10 protein-coding genes and 1 riboswitch are annotated in these 15560 nt (G+C 62.0%); of the genes, 2 read left to right on the forward strand and 8 right to left on the reverse strand.

Annotation, left to right across the window (positions count from 1 at the left end; translation table 11 throughout):
• Window positions 1-362 precede the first annotated feature (362 nt).
• Window positions 363-1379 (forward strand): NAD-dependent epimerase/dehydratase family protein, encoded by a 1017-nt coding sequence (locus CDQ92_RS20355; protein ID WP_088444101.1) that lies wholly within the window; start codon window positions 363-365, stop codon window positions 1377-1379.
• Window positions 1380-1421: 42 nt separating this feature from the next.
• On the opposite strand, the gene CDQ92_RS20360 is transcribed toward CDQ92_RS20355, so the two are convergent.
• The gene (locus tag CDQ92_RS20360) at window positions 1422-2093 is read right to left on the reverse strand and encodes a spermine/spermidine synthase domain-containing protein (protein ID WP_088444102.1); all 672 of its coding nucleotides are present in this window, start codon (window positions 2091-2093) and stop codon (window positions 1422-1424) included.
• Between the two features lie 179 nt (window positions 2094-2272).
• Here CDQ92_RS20360 and galE point away from each other — a divergent pair, with 179 nt between their 5' ends.
• The gene (gene galE / locus CDQ92_RS20365; RefSeq protein WP_088444103.1) at window positions 2273-3289 is read left to right on the forward strand and encodes a UDP-glucose 4-epimerase GalE; all 1017 of its coding nucleotides are present in this window, start codon (window positions 2273-2275) and stop codon (window positions 3287-3289) included.
• Here galE and CDQ92_RS20370 read toward each other — a convergent pair.
• The 7 genes from CDQ92_RS20370 to CDQ92_RS20995 all read right to left on the reverse strand — a co-directional run bounded on the left by CDQ92_RS20370 (window position 3286) and on the right by CDQ92_RS20995 (window position 15203).
• Entirely contained in the window at window positions 3286-3858 is a 573-nt protein-coding gene (locus CDQ92_RS20370; protein ID WP_088444104.1) for a TMEM165/GDT1 family protein, read from the reverse strand. The genes galE and CDQ92_RS20370 overlap by 4 nt on opposite strands.
• Before the next feature lie 18 nt (window positions 3859-3876).
• A riboswitch (yybP-ykoY riboswitch) is annotated at window positions 3877-4063 on the reverse strand.
• Window positions 4035-4256: a hypothetical protein gene (locus tag CDQ92_RS20375; protein ID WP_088444105.1), complete on the reverse strand. Its 222-nt coding sequence runs from the start codon at window positions 4254-4256 to the stop codon at window positions 4035-4037. It overlaps the preceding riboswitch by 29 nt.
• Complete coding sequence (locus CDQ92_RS20380; RefSeq protein ID WP_088444106.1) at window positions 4256-8485, reverse strand: translocation/assembly module TamB domain-containing protein; 4230 nt, start codon at window positions 8483-8485, stop codon at window positions 4256-4258. Before CDQ92_RS20380 ends, CDQ92_RS20375 begins: the two co-directional genes overlap by 1 nt.
• Window positions 8485-10794: an autotransporter assembly complex protein TamA gene (locus tag CDQ92_RS20385; protein WP_229667657.1), complete on the reverse strand. Its 2310-nt coding sequence runs from the start codon at window positions 10792-10794 to the stop codon at window positions 8485-8487. The genes CDQ92_RS20380 and CDQ92_RS20385 overlap by 1 nt, the downstream gene beginning before the upstream one ends.
• Window positions 10795-10955: 161 nt before the next feature.
• Entirely contained in the window at window positions 10956-12140 is a 1185-nt protein-coding gene (locus tag CDQ92_RS20390) for a nucleotide sugar dehydrogenase (RefSeq protein ID WP_088444108.1), read from the reverse strand.
• Between the two features lie 95 nt (window positions 12141-12235).
• Window positions 12236-13699, reverse strand: a complete 1464-nt coding sequence (locus tag CDQ92_RS20395) for a protein adenylyltransferase SelO (RefSeq protein ID WP_088444109.1) — start codon at window positions 13697-13699, stop codon at window positions 12236-12238.
• A gap of 118 nt (window positions 13700-13817) precedes the next feature.
• A complete protein-coding gene (locus CDQ92_RS20995) occupies window positions 13818-15203 on the reverse strand; it encodes a hypothetical protein (protein ID WP_144035847.1) in 1386 nt (461 codons plus the stop codon).
• Window positions 15204-15560 lie beyond the last annotated feature (357 nt).

The following is a 15560-nucleotide window of genomic DNA, read 5'->3' on the forward strand; positions in this document are numbered from 1 at the left end:
GTTCGGCAAGCTAAAACAGCAACGACGCATTGCAACACGCTATGACAAAACCCTGCTCTCGTTCGAGAGCTTCCTCAACCTCGCCGCCATGCGACTATGGCTGAAATCTTTTGTCAACACGACCTAGGCCGTGTTGACAACAGGGAATCCCAAGTGTTTCACCGAAGCGGTGCAGCGGTGCCTCATCCCCTTCACGTCATTTGCGGAGGCAGCTGCGAATTCTAACTGCAGTCGCCGCGCGACTGGCCCCGCAATATTGTCACGCTCGTTACCGGTGAATTTACCGATTGGCTTGATAAGGGCCGCAATGGCGGCGCATGTACGCCCATGGACCGAAGCGGCGGTCACGACGAGGACGGAATTTGACGACACTCATCACCGGTGCAGCAGGCTTTATCGGCATGCATGTCGCGGCGGCGCTGCTCGCGCGCGGCGGGCGGGTGATCGGCATCGACAACTTCACCCCCTATTATTCGCTCGAGCTCAAACGGGCCCGCGTCGCGCATCTTGCCGCACGCCATGGCGACCAGTTTGCGTTCAAGGATGTCGATTTCGGTGACGCGAATGCGCTCGCTCAGGCGCTGGCCGATGTGAAGATCGATCGGATCGTGCATTTGGGGGCGCAGCCGGGTGTACGTTATTCACTCGAAAATCCGGCGGCCTACATCCACTCGAACATCTCCGGTCATCTGAACATTCTCGAACTGGCGCGCCATCGGACAATTTCGCACCTCGTCTATGCGTCTTCGTCGTCGGTCTATGGCATGCGGAGCGATACGCCATTTCGGGTCACCGACAGGGCCGATACGCCCATCTCGCTCTACGCCGCGACGAAACGCGCCGATGAGTTGATGAGCGAAACCTATGCCCATCTGTTCCGCATCCCGCAGACCGGGCTGCGCTTTTTCACTGTTTATGGCCCGTGGGGTCGCCCTGACATGGCGGTCTGGAAGTTCACCGAGGCGGTGCTGCAAGGCCGTCCGATCGATGTTTACAATCACGGCGACATGCTGCGCGATTTCACCTTTATCGATGATATCGTCAACGGCGTGGTGCTGGCTCTCGACCGCCCCCCTGCAGACGATAACCAGCCAAAGCCTGGCGGTTTCACCACCCCCCACCGGCTGTATAACATCGGCAACAACCGCCCCGAACGGCTGACCGACCTGATCCACGCCATCGAAGTCGCCTGCGACCGCAAAGCCGAGATCAACCTGCTGCCGATGCAGGATGGCGACGTGTATCAGACCTTTGCCGATATCGACGAAATCAGCCGCGACCTCGGCTTCGCGCCGACCACCCCGCTGGCGGTCGGTATTCCAGCCTTCGTCGATTGGTATCGCAAGGACTGGTCGCAGCGGCTGGCAGCCACCGGATAATCAGCGAAATGACCGCCCAATGGGTCGGACGGAATGGCTTCGTCAGAGCCGCCTGGCGAACCAGATCAGATGATGCCCACCCTTGCCATTGGCGCGCGCGCGAACCTTGACTTCCTCGACGGCAAAACCCGCGGCGATCAACCGGCGCGTAAAATTGGCGTCGGGTGCCGCCGACCATATCGCGAGCACGCCGCCAGGCTTCAGCGCCGCCTTGGCCGAAGCAAGGCCGGTCAAGCCGTAAATCTGATCGTTGGCGGGGCGCGTCAACCCATCGGGGCCATTGTCGACGTCGAGCAAAATGGCGTCGAAAGCTTCTCTTGCAGCGCCCATGGCCGCAGAGACATCGGCGACAACGACATCGACCCGCGGGTCATCAAGACAGGCTGCCGCAAGTTCGGCCATCGGTCCGCGCGCCCACTCGATGATTTCCGGGACCAGTTCGGCCACGGTGATCCGGGCCTGTGGTCCGAGCTTCGCCAAGGCCGCGCGCAAGGTGAACCCCATGCCATAGCCGCCAATCAGCAACTTGGCCGTGTCCCTGTCGCGCAGCCGATCGCAGCTCATCGTCGCCAGCGCCTCTTCGGAGCCGCTCATCCGGCTGCTCATCAGTTCGTTGCCGCCAAGCGCGATGATAAACTCGTCGCCGCGCCGAAACAGGCGAAGTTCGCCGCCGCCCGGCACCGCCGCGGTGCCGATCAGTTCGCGGATCTTCACTGCGCGTCGCCCGTCATGTCGTCGTTCCTTCGCCCGTCCGCTCCCCCTTACCCGCTTCTGGCATTTTGCCAACGCGGCGCGCGTGACGGATGGCGAATGAACAATATCTTGGTAGGGGGTTCGATGTAGAGTGCGGCGTCAAGAGGCGGCACCGATACCCGCGTGGAGGCAGACATCCAATGAAGACCCTATTGACCGGTGGCACGGGCTATATAGGCAGCCATGTCGCGGCGGCATTGGTCGCGGCGGGTCACGACGTGGTCTGTTTCGACAACCTTGCCAATAGCGACGCCGGCGTGATCGACCGGCTCGAGGCGATCACCGGCACGGTCATCCCCCTCATTGTCGGCGACATCCGTGACGGCGCAGCGCTGAGCCGCGCCTTGACCGAGCATGGCATAGAAGCCGTCATCCATTTTGCCGGACTCAAAGCCGTTGGCGAATCGGTCGCCGAGCCGATCAAATATTATGACAATAATGTCCGCGGCACGCTGTCGCTGGTGCAGGCGATGACCGATTGCGGCGTCAAAACGCTGGTCTTTTCGTCGAGCGCGACGGTCTATGGCCAGCCGCGCTATCTGCCGCTCGACGAAAATCATCCGACGTCGGCGACCAATCCCTATGGCCGCACCAAGCTGATGATCGAGGAAATGCTGTCCGACATCGCAGCGTCGGATCCCGAATGGCGGATCGCCACCCTGCGCTATTTCAACCCGGTCGGCGCGCATGACAGCGGGTTGATTGGCGAGAATCCGAACGGCGTTCCCAACAACCTGATGCCCTTCATCAGCCGCGTCGCCGCCGGACGGCTAAGCGAACTTTCCGTATTCGGGAACGACTATGACACCCCCGATGGCACCGGGGTGCGCGATTATATCCATGTCGTCGACCTCGCCGACGGCCATGTTGCGGCGCTCGACACGATCTCTAAGGCCGAACCGGCGCTGTCGACCTGGAACCTTGGCACCGGACAGGGCTACTCGGTGCTCGATATGGTCGAGGCATTCGAGCGTGTGAACGACGTCCGTATCCCTTACCGCATCGCGCCGCGCCGCGACGGCGATGTCGCCAGTTGCTATGCGAGCCCTGAACGCGCCGCGCGCGAGCTTGGCTGGACCGCGCAGCGCGACCTCGACGCCATGTGCGCATCCAGCTGGAGTTTTGAGCGCACGCTGGCGATGCGCAATTCGGGTTAGCCGAACCAGCCCGCCGTCTGGGCGAGCACCCACAGGCCGATCGCCAGGAATAGCCCTGCCGCGATCATCCGCACCTTTGCCAGATCAACGCGCTTGAGCAGTTCATGCCCCAGGAAGATCGCCGGGACGTTGGCAATCATCATGCCGAGCGTCGTTCCAGCAGTTACCGCCACGACGTCATGATATTGCGCGCCGAGCGCAATCGTCGCGATTTGCGTCTTATCGCCCATTTCGACGAGGAAGAATGCGACGAGGGTCGTGAGGAATGCGCCGAAGCGCGGCTTGGGGGAATCCTCGTCGTCGAACTTGTCCGGGACCAGCGTCCACGCCGCCATCGCGATGAATGACAGGCCGACAGCATAGCGGAAGATTGCGCTGTCAAGGAAACTCGCCGCTGACGCCCCCAGCAGCGCTGCGAGGGCATGATTGGCCAGCGTCGCGACCAAGATGCCGAGGATGATCGGCAGCGGCCGGTTGAACCGCGTTGCCAGGAGGATCGCGAGCAGCTGCGTCTTGTCGCCGATTTCGGCGAGCGCGACGACCGCGGTCGAGGTGAGCAGGGCTTCCATCAAAAAACTCCGGGGCCGGGCGGCGCTGCGATTCCAACGGACATCGACACCCGCCGCCCGGCCCGGACGAAGGATGCGATGCCATTGGTCTCGCCCAAGCGGTCTCCCGCTTCCACCGCACCACGACCTCTCGGCCGAGTATGTTGACACGGTGGCCCGTCCAATTGGACGGCTGGCTACTCCCCAGATGACGCGGGCGGGTTAGCCCGCTTGTCGGCGCGAGGCAAGTCCCTCGATGCCGCCGCGGCGGCTTCTTCCGATTCGGTGATATCGACGTCCATCGCCTTGGCGCGGGCCGCGATTTCTTCGGCCGCCTTGTCGTAACGCGCCTCGAAATCGGGCTCGTCCTTGCACCCCGCCAGCAGCAGCAACGGCAGCAGGATCACCGCGCCGCGCATCAATAATCCTTGCGGTAGCGGATGCTGAGGTTCGACTGACCCGAGCCCCCGGCCTGACTGAGCAGCGACAGCGCCCGGGTCAGGCTGATCTCGAGCTGCGTTGCGGTGTAACCTCGCGCGTCGGTGATGACCTCCAGATAAATATCCTTGGTGATATATTGCCCCGCGGCGAGCGCGGTGCCGCGGCCGACGGTGTCGTCAGGACCGAGCACGCGCAGCCGGTCGATCCCGGTCGCCGACTGCAGCGCGCCGAGCGGGCTCAATCCCCCGCCCCCGCTGCTCAGCGTATTTAGTGACGAGGCCAGCTGGACAGCCTGCAGCGGCGACAAGCTCGTGATCGAATCGCCGAACAGGATGCGCGAGACGATCTCATCCTGCGGCAGGCCCGGGACGCTGGAGAAGGCAATCTGCGGGTTGCTGGCGCGGCCGGACACGGCGACGCTCACCGTCACGGTCTCGATCGTGTCGCTCGCCAGCAAGCGGATCGCAGGGTCGTATGCATCGCCGGTCGGGAATGTCACACGGCCCTCCTGCAATTCGAACGACCGTCCGGCAAATCCCAGCGTCCCGCGCACCAGCTCGATTTCACCGGTCACGCGCGGCGCCAGCGTTGTCCCGCGCAGGACGATGTCGGCCATCCATTCGGATTCGAGCCCCATGCCGCTGACGTAGATTTCATCCGCCGCCTTGAGCGCGATATCGAGGCGGATGAGGTCAAACAGGCTGCCACCGACCGCAGCCAGTCCGTCGCCGCTGATCCGCGGCCGCCCCGCCGCGGGCTTGCGCCTGATACCGGTCAGCACCGGCACCTGCGCCGCGCCTTCGCGCACGATGCGATAGCGCGTTTCGGGGAGGCGCAGGCTGCCCGACAGCAGCGCCGCCTGCCCCGCGACCTTTTCGAGCAGCAGATTGCCCGTCGCGCGCGCCGCAATATTCTCGCTGCGCGCAAGCCGCGCATTGTCGAGCGTCATCGCGATGTTCATCGGATAACCGTCGGCCTGCGCCAAGCTGATATAGCCCTTCGCTTCGACCTTGCCCTCGCCCGCAGTCGCGGTCAGCTGGTCGATTTCCAGCCGGTTGCCGGTAAAGCGACCCGCCACGACCATGTTGGTCAGCCGCGTGCCATAGGTCTGGTTTTCGTAGACCATGTCCTTGCCGCGCACGACGCCCGCCAGGCACGGATCGGCGACGCTGCAGCTGAAATCAGCGGCAACCGCGATCGGTCCCGACACGCCCTGGTCGGCGGGACCGGCAAAGGAATAGAGCGTGTCGGCCGGACCGTTATAGCGAATTCCTCCGCCCAGCGGCGCCGCGCGCAGCCGGGTTAGCCAGTCGCCGGCTCCCGGCCCGAGCGGGCGTAGCGACGCCTGCATCCGCCCGATCACGCTGCCACGCTTGCGCATCACCGCGCGCGCTTCGCCGCCGTCCCTGAGCAGCTTGCCCGCAAAATTGACATCGACCGGCTGGCTGACCGACGCCGCGGTTGTGCGGGTAAAGCCGGTGATCGTCAGCCGCGCATCGGCGCGCGGAAAGCTCTCCGAGCTTGCCTGCTCGAAATCAAGGCTGCCAGTCGCGCGCCCGCCGAGCCCCATGTCGGGATAGACGGCGTTGAGGATCGCCATGTTGACGCGTTCCAGTCGGCTCTGGATCATGATGCCGTCGCCGAACCGCCCCGCAACCCGCGCGCTGCTGCCGCGGCCCAGATTGACCGTCGTCGGCAGCAGTTCATAGCTATCCGCGCCGGGGATGATCCGCGCGGGCGAGGTGGTACGAAAGTTGATCCCCGTCGCGCGCCCCTGCACCGACGCGCGCCACAGTTCGGGAGTCAGATCGGCATTGGCGGCGATACGGAACGGCACCCCGCTGGTCCCTTCGACCAGCGCCTGCGCCTTGCCGCGTCCGTCGCGATAATCGATCTTCACCCGCCCGACCGCGATGTCATATTCGCGGATGCGGGTCTGCGCGATCTGGATGTCAGCGACGACATGCGGAGTGTCGTACAGGGTGACGTCGGCATCGACGATCGCCGATCCGACCGCCAGCTTGGCGGGTCCGGGCAGCACGACGTCGTTGGCGCGCACATTGATCGCCGCTGCCTGATATTGGCCGGCGGCGCTCAACCGGACGAGACCGCCCAGCCCCTGCCCTGATGCATTGAGCTCGCCGACGAACGGCCCCGCGCTGCTTTGCACCAATCGCCCGTTAAAGCCGATACCCGACAGATCGCCGCGCGCGATGTCGATCGTCAGCGGACCGGTTGCGGTCAACAGCACGACGTCGGCGGACAGCGGTCCGTAATCGGTGTCGCCCGTTGCGGCGAGGCGATAGCCATTCGGCGCCCCATTTATTTCTGCGACCAGATTGGCGAGGCCGATACCAAGCCCGGGACGTTCGGCGGTCAGCGTTGCGCGCGGATCGCTGATTGTTCCCGCCAGCTGGACGCCAAGCGGGCCGTAGTCGGTGGAATTGGCACGCGCGTTCAGTCGCACCTGTCCGTTCGGTGCATAGCTCCCCTGCCCGCTGACGATCCGCAGCAACGGGGAGGTCATCCGCAGATTGGCGAAGCGGACGATCCCATCGGTGCCATAGCGAACGTCACTGGTGGCGACCGCATTGCCGCCGAGCAGGTCGCGCACCCCCGAATTGAACAATTGCGTCGATCGCGCGCGAACGCGCCCGGCGATCGCAAAACCGCCGTTTGGCGCAGTTTCCAGATCGGCATCGGTATCGATGTCGAAAATGCCGACGCTTTCGATGCGGTAATCGTCGATCCGCCCGTCGATCGCCCCGGTATAAAAACCACGGTTCAGGTCGGCGATGACGATCGCCTTGGCATCGATGCGCGGCGAGCGCAGGCGCAGATTGTCGCTGAGGATGCGGCCATTGCTGTAGGCGAGATCGCCGTCGAGCCGCACCTGCACCAGCGTCCCGCCCGCGACCGCGTCGAGGCCGCGGATCCGCGCCGCTCGGCCCGCAACCGGAATGATGACCTGATCGGAATCGACACGCGCCTTGCCTGACAGGGTCAACGTGTCGATGATAATGTCGTTGACCGCGAGCGCATTCGCATTCGCCTGATACGCGATCGTCGGCAGGTCGAACGCCCCGTCCAGCGTCGCCGTCGCCCGCACGCCATCGGCGCGAACCGAAGGCGCAATGGCACCGGGGCGGAGCAGAACGAATGCCAGCTGCAAGGCTTCATACCGGCTATTGCCCAGATCGAGCCCGCCGCTCACCCCCAGGCGGAAGGCTTCGGACGAGAAGCGACCATCGAGATCTGCCTTGCGTTCGTCCAGGCGCGCGGTCAGGTCGACCGCGGTTTGCGGCCCCAGCAGCGCCGCCGTCGCCCCCGTGAACAGCCGCGACGCCTGCGCGCTCCCTTTGACCGCAAAGCTACCGTTACGGCCCGTCAGCGCCAGTCGTGCGAGAGGCGCGGTACCAAGATCGGCAGTCAGATTGCCGTTCCAGACCTTCCAGTCACCACGTCCCGCCAGCTTGGCGGTCAACGGCTCTTTGAACCCGCCCATTGCCGCGATCACCCCGCCCTGCGGCGCTGTCACGTTCATGGTGACGTCAAACCGGTTCGCTTCGGGTACGGCGTCGAGCAGCAGCGCCAGCGTATCGCCCTTGGCATTGGCGCCGATCGTTGCGGCATTCGCCATGATCTGGGCGCGCCGATCGGCGATAGCGATCTTTCCCGCCAACCGGGCTACCTGCCGCTCACCGGCGACGGCGGGGTCAAAAATGAAACGATCAACGCGCAGCGCGCCGATGTCGATATCGAGATCGGGCAGCAGCGGCTCGCCCGTATCGGGCACGACCTTGAACGCGGGCATCTTGCGCATCGTCATCGTCGCGGCGGTCGCCGAACGGACGTCAACATGGTTGGCGAAATAGCGGATCGGCCGCCAATCGACCCTGACCTCGGGCGACTCCAGGAACACACCCTTAGGATCGGACAGCGTGAAGTTGCGGATGACCATCTGGCCATAAAGCGACCCATCGAGCCGCCCGATGCCAATCTTCATCCCGTTTTCGAATTCATATTTCTCGACTTGGGTAACAACGAAGCGCCGCCCGGCATCGCTGTTGAGCCCGATCAGGAACAGCGCGAATAACAGGACCAGCCCCAGCAGCGACAGGCCAATCCAGCGCAGGATCGTCATGGGCCAATTGCGCGCCTTTGCACGCACCGCGGCATCGACCGCCACGGGCGCGTCATCAGCCATCAGAACGCCTGCCCGATCGAAACATAGACACTGACCAGCGCTTCACCCGGCTTGCGGCCAATCGGCGTCGCGACGTCCAGACGCATGGGGCCAAAGTTGGTGTAGTAGCGAGCGCCGATGCCAGCGCCAAAGCGCAAGTCCGAAAACGTCGGCGTCGAACCACGATAGACCTGCCCCGCATCGACAAAGCCGACGACGCCGAAATTGCCGAAACGATAGCGCCCCTCAAACGCCGCCTCGGCAACGCTGCGACCGCCGATCGGGTCAAGATTGGGGTCTTTGGGACCAAGCTCCTGATAGCCAAAGCCGCGAACCGACCCGCCGCCGCCCGCATAGAAACGCCGCGATGGCGCCAACCGTTCGCGCGCCGCGCCCAGGATCGACCCGGCGCGCACGCGCCCGGCCAGCACGATGTTGTCGGTGACCGGATAATATCCGCTGACGTCGAGGCGGGCGCGGGCGTAGGGCGAAAATCGCCCGGCGAGTGATCCTTCCGGCTGGATGAGCGCGGTCACCCTAAAGCCCTTGGTGGGATCGAGCAGGCTGTCGGTGCGGTCCATCCCGATCTGCCCCGTCAACCCGAAGATCGTATAAAAATCGCGGCTCCGCTCCGCGCGCGCGAAGTCATAATCATCCTCGCTCGTCGCAATCAGCTCGGCGCCGAAGGCGTAAGTGAACCTCTTTTGCCATATCGGCGTCGAATCATAGCTGACGCGCGCTGCGATGCGCCCCGTGATCGCATTGAACGCATTATAATCGCTTCGCTTCGCTTCGGCGACGAGCTCGACGGTGCGATCGCGGCGTCCGGCGTTTGAACGGCGCAGCGTGGCGCCGATCCCCTGCTCCTGCGTCCCCACCACGCCGCGAAAGATCAGCGCTCCCTCGGGCGGCAACAGGTTGCGATGCGTCCAGCTACCCTCGACGCGCAGTCCTTCGCCGGTGCCGTAACCGGCGCTGGCGGCCAAGGTGCGCGGCGGCCCCGCCTGCTGGGTCACCAGCATCGTCACATATTCGGTATCGTCGCCCGCGCTTTCGCCGGTAGGCTGCGGCTCGGCCGCGACGGTGGCAAACAGGCCAGTGGCAACCAGTGCCTGCCGCAGATCATCGACCTTGCGGCTGTCGTAAAGGTCGCCGCGCTTGAAGCGCGCGAGCACTTCGACATGCTCAGCGTCGAACGCCAGATCCCCGGTCGTATCGATGCCGCCGAAGCGCGATCTTTTGCCGATTTCGACGGGCAGCGTGTACACGCCGTCGCCAGTCGCCCCATCGAGCAGGATGTCGCGCTGTCCCACCTCGGCAAAGGGATAGCCCTCTTCGGGCAATTTGAGCGCGATAGCTGCCTCGGCGCCCTGGACACGCTGCGCGACGATCGGTTCACCGACGCTGAGCGGAAAATTGTCGGCGATCAGGTTCGGCGGCACGGTCGGATCGGCTTCAAGGATGATCTCGGCCAGCTTATATTGCGTCCCCGGCTTCACATCGATGACCGCCGTGATGGCGCGGCGCTGACGCGGTTGGCCAGCCTGGACTTCTTCGCGTTCGCCGCGATCGATCCGGGTATCGACCACCGCATCATAATAGCCTTCCGACGCCAGAATGCGCTGCATCAACTCGCCGTCGGCGCTCAAACGCGCGCGCAACATCGCCGCATTGTCGGCCTTGCCATCGCCGTCGTATAGCGCCGACAGGTCACCAAACAGGTCGGCCAGATCGACATCCGTGCTGTCGTCTGCAGCTGCCAGGCCGTTGACCTGCACGGTATAGGTGACACCGACATTCTCGCGGTCGTCCTCGGCCTCGGCAAATTCGACCGGTTCGACATCGAAATTTTCGAGCGGCGGCAGCGGCGCCGCGAGTTGGCTGTCGGTGATCGGTGCATCGCCGATCACCTCCCACGCATCGCCGTCGGCCAGCGCCGGGACCGGCACGCCCTCCACAGTGGGCGTCGGGGCATCCGCTGCCGCATCGGCGGCCTGGCGCTTTTCAAAGTCGGCGATCGATTCGAGCGGTCGGTTGAGCTCGGGATCATCCTCCGCAAATATCTGCGGGATCGCCTGCTCGAACTCCTCGTCGCTGATGATCGGCGCGACTTCGGGGAACGAAACATCGGGCGGCGGTGGGGTCGGGGCAGCAATGGCCGCTTCGGAAGCCGGTTCGACCGTCGGCACAACCTGCGGCGGTTCGACCGGCTGGCCAATCGCCGCGGTCGACCAGGCCAGACAGCAAGCCGACGCCGACGCGATCAACAAGGGCCGCGTCCGCGCCAGTCGCATCAGGTGATAATCACGGGAAGTTTCAGGGTTTTGCATCTATCAGCCGTCGATAGGGCATCACTGGCTGGCGCACAGCGGCGGCGCAACCCGTTTCTATGCTGCCCAAGTCCCGAATCCGGCTCATTTCGTCGCAAATCCCCTGTCAGCCGGATCGGCTGCACGCGATCAACGAGTCTGGGGTGATCGGGTTCCGCGCGTCAGCTATCGACGCCGAACAGATCGCGGCTGTAAACCTTGCCTTCGACATCGGCCAATTCGTCGGTCACGCGGTTGGCGATGATGACATCGGCCTCGGCCTTGAACGCGGCAAGATCGCGCACCACCCGCGAGTTGAACAGCCGTTCGTCGTCGATCAACGGCTCATAGACGATCACCTCGACCCCCTTGGCCTTAATCCGCTTCATCACCCCCAGGATGCTGCTGGCGCGGAAATTGTCCGATCCCGCCTTCATCGCCAGCCGGTGAATGCCAACGACGCGGGGGCTGCGCTTCAGCACCTCGGAAGCGACGAAATCCTTGCGCGTCGTGTTCGACGACACGATCGCCTGGATCAAATTCTGCGGCACTTCGCTGTAATTGGCCAGCATCTGTTTGGTGTCCTTGGGCAGGCAATAGCCGCCATAGCCAAAGGACGGGTTGTTATAGAAGCTGCCGATCCGAGGGTCGAGGCACACGCCCTCGATGATCTGGCGCGAATCGGCGCCGTGCATCGCAGCGTACGTATCGAGCTCGTTGAAGAACGCGACGCGCATCGCAAGATAGGTATTGGCGAACAGCTTGATCGCCTCGGCCTCGGTATTGCCCGTGTGCAATACGGCCGTTTCGGATTTGAGCGATGCTGCGAGCAACAACTGTGCAAAGTGCGCCGCGCGCGGGTGCGTGTTGCCGACAATGATCCGCGACGGATGGAGATTGTCGAACAGCGCGCGCCCTTCGCGGAGGAATTCGGGAGAAAAGACGATCGCGTTCGTGTCGTGCTTGGCGCGCATCCGATCGGTGAAGCCGACCGGCACGGTCGATTTGACCACGATCACTGCATTGGGCGCCATCGTCAACGCATCGCCAATCACCGATTCGACCGAGCCGGTGTTGAAATAATTAGTGTCGGGATCATAATCGGTCGGCGTCGCGACGACGACAAAATCGGCGCCCTCATAAGCAGCTTGCTTGTCGATGGTTGCCGTCAGATCGAGTTTGCGGTTCGCCAGATACTCCTCGATCTCCGGATCAGCGATCGGGGAGCGGCGCGCGTTGATTTCATCGATCTTGCGGCTGTCGATATCGAGCGCGACGACCCGATTATGCTGTGCCAGCAGCACAGCGTTCGAGATACCGACGTAGCCGGTGCCGACGATTGTGATTTTGACCGGATCGTTCGGCACTGGTGCTATTCTCCTGTGATGGTTGCCGCCCTCTAACAGCCGGGGCGAAATGGCTCAACCGCGACGCTGTATGTGCCGCGGCGACAAAGCCGCGATCAGGTACCGCAAAAGGTTTTGTAAGGATCGGCGTCGATTGGCGCCGGCTGCGCGAAAGCAGCGCACTCGGCGCGTTCGATATATGGATTTTGCACGACTTCCAGAAGTTCGGTCCAGGGCGCCATGTCCCCAGCCTCCGCCGAAACCAGCGCCGCCTCGACGAGATGATTGCGCGGAATATAGAGCGGATTCACCGCGTCCATGGCATCGGCGCGTTCGAGCGGCGCGATCGCTTCGCGTTCGAGTTGCGCCCACCAGTCGGCAATCCACGGCGCCATCGCCTCCGCATCGGGCAAAAGCGATTGCAACATATCGCCGTCCCCGCGCAGCAACTGCGCCAGCGCGCGAAAGAAGGACGTGAAATCGACACCATGCTGCTCGAGCTCGCCGAACAGCGCGTCGATCAGCTGCTCATCAGCCTTGTGCGGCTGCCCCAACCCAAGTTTCGCGCGCATTTCATCAAGCCATATCGCCCGAAACCGGGCCGGGATCGCGTCAACCAACGCCTTGGCCGCGTCCACGTCAGCAGGATCGACGGCATGAATCGCGGGCAACATGGCCTCGGCAAAGCGCGCCATGTTCCAGTGCGTGATTTGCGGCTGACGGCCGTAGGCGTAGCGCCCATTGGTATCGATCGAACTGAACACCGTGTTCACGGCAAAGCGATCCATGAAGGCGCAGGGACCGTAATCGAGGGTCTCGCCGCTGACAGCGACATTATCGGTGTTCATCACACCATGAATGAAACCCACGCCCATCCAACGCGCGACGAGTTCGCATTGCAGGCCGATGACGCGATCGAGCAGCGCAAGGTGCGGATTGGCGGCCTCAACGAGCTCGGGAAAATGGCGACGGATGGTGTAATCGGACAGCTGGATGACGTGGTCGGCGCCAAAATGCGCGGCAAAAAATTGAAAAGTTCCAACCCGGATATGACTGCTTGCAACGCGCGTCAGCACGGCACCAGGATGCGACCGCTCGCGCTGCACCCGGTCGCCGGTAGCCACCGCCGCCAGCGACCGTGTCGTCGGCACGCCCATCGCCGCCATCGCTTCTGACACAAGATATTCGCGCAACACCGGGCCGATGGCAGCCTTGCCATCGCCGTTGCGTGAGAAAGCCGTTGGGCCGGATCCTTTGAGCTGGATGTCGAAGCGTGCGCCGTCAGGGGCAAGGATTTCACCGAGCAAGAGCGCGCGGCCGTCACCGAGCTGCGGCGAAAAATGCCCGAACTGGTGCCCGGCGTAGGCGAAGGCGAGCAGATTTGCCCCGTCGAGAAACTTCTTCCCCGAAAAGACCAGCGCTAGCTCCGCGTCGCAGTCGTCGGTTACCTTGATCCCCAACCGCGTTGCCAGCCTACGGTTGAAAGCCAGTAGTTCAGGCGCCGAATGCTTAGTCGCCTCGGCCGGGGCATAGAAACCCTCCATCGCGTCGTGAAAACTGTTATCAAACGCAAAATCCATACAATCGATACCGAGCCTTAATTTCATGAAAGCGAGTTTACTTCGTTTCGTCTAGCGACCACTAAGTCGGTCACCGGCTGATTGCTGCCGAAAACGAAAATTACCTCATCTCTATCAATTATTCCAACTTATCGCGGCCATAATTTCCATACAGTCTCGCCGATATTAAGTTACCTCGTGTAGAAATAACAGATCCACTTACACAAGAATCAAGGTTAAATTTTCCAAAATAAATTGAAACATCAGTATTATCTCGCCCGATAACAAGCCCGTTGACCATCACCTTTGTATCCACAGAAAAGTCGCGCGCGCCGGCGGTCCAACGCACAATTCTGAGATCAATACTGCTCCCCTCCACCCGCGCCACCGATGGGTCAACGCTCTCATGGCGCGTGTTAACAGAATGTGCATCGATCGTAGCCCGAAAGACATTGCTTCCGAACCGCCAGCCCACGCGCTGACTTTGAATGTCTTCGATATTATAGTACCCATTATCGACGTTCTCGACCCGGATTGCCCCATCGTCAGAGCTTGGATTGCCGTGGCCGAAACACGAACAGCGTTCGAATCGGTTATATCCGTTGCGATGCGCAGGGCTCGGACCGACGTCCCAAAAGGCCTCGCCCTTCTTTGATGTTCCGTTGGCGTTCGTAGCGGTAGCCGAAAAACTATTGGTCGCGTAACACCTGACAGCTTTACTGTTCGATGTTCCGCGATCGGTCAAACCTGTGAAGACGATACCGCGTCGGCAGTTACGAATTGTTGCATCCGTAATGATCATGCCTTCCGAGCCGTGGCTGTCGATCGCATGCCATGTCGGAACATTAATGATCGTGGCGCGAGCCACGACAATATCACGACTATAAGGGTCGCGAACACGATCGGGCATTCCGCCGGTCTGAGCTGTCGCAGTGAAACCGTATGCATTGAGTTCGCTTGCTGCCGAATTTTCCGCGTCCAACTGCCCGGTCAATCCATCTACAAGCAGGCTATCCGATCGGTATGTATCAACTGAATAACAAAAAATCCCCGCAAAACCGCAATTCAGTACTTTGACATATTCGTCTCCGCAATTGCGAGCGTAGCGAAACTCTATTGCGATGCCTCCAAAGTAGGCGAAAACTGAATTTCGGATTCGAATATTCTCAACGAACGTTGGAGCTGTACGCGCTCCGTTACGCGTACCCGTTACTAAGATCGCATTCGCGCCAGCCACGCGATCCGTGGCCCTACGACCTGTAAATATCCATTCCCCCCCCTCGATCTCACTCCCGGAAGCCCCAGCGACAAAGGTCAATGCCGTACTTGCTGAAGAAACTTCAATTCGGGCACCCCTCGCAACAACCCTGACTTTCCCGTTAACCGTCACCCCCACAGTCGGCCAACGATAGGTTTCTCCTGGACGAAGATGCAATTCCACACCAAGCGACGCTGCAGCGTCGAATGCTTCTTGTATGCTCTTATACTCTTCGATTAAAACATAATGGCGATTTAGGTTCATCATAGGTTGTCCGCCATCCAAGCGTTAGGCATACCGCTGGACAGAACTGAACCAGCTCCACAGAGTTCAAAACTTCTATTTTTCAGCCCTTTATAACAGCCTAAGGGAAGTTTTGTTTTAGCAGCTCTGCGTACCGAGAGCAAGATGAGAGCCTGATCCGAAATTAAGTTGAGTGATGGGGTGGACGCCCCCCGGCGGCATCGATGTGCCATAGTGGAGGTGTTGTCACACCACTAGGTCGTGTTGACAAAAGATTTCAGCCATAGTCGCATGGCGGCGAGGTTGAGGAAGCTCTCGAACGAGAGCAGGGTTTTGTCATAGCGTGTTGCAATGCGTCGTTGCTGTTTTAGCTTGCCGAAC

This window comes from Sphingopyxis bauzanensis (assembly GCF_002205675.1).
Classification (GTDB): domain Bacteria; phylum Pseudomonadota; class Alphaproteobacteria; order Sphingomonadales; family Sphingomonadaceae; genus Sphingopyxis; species Sphingopyxis bauzanensis.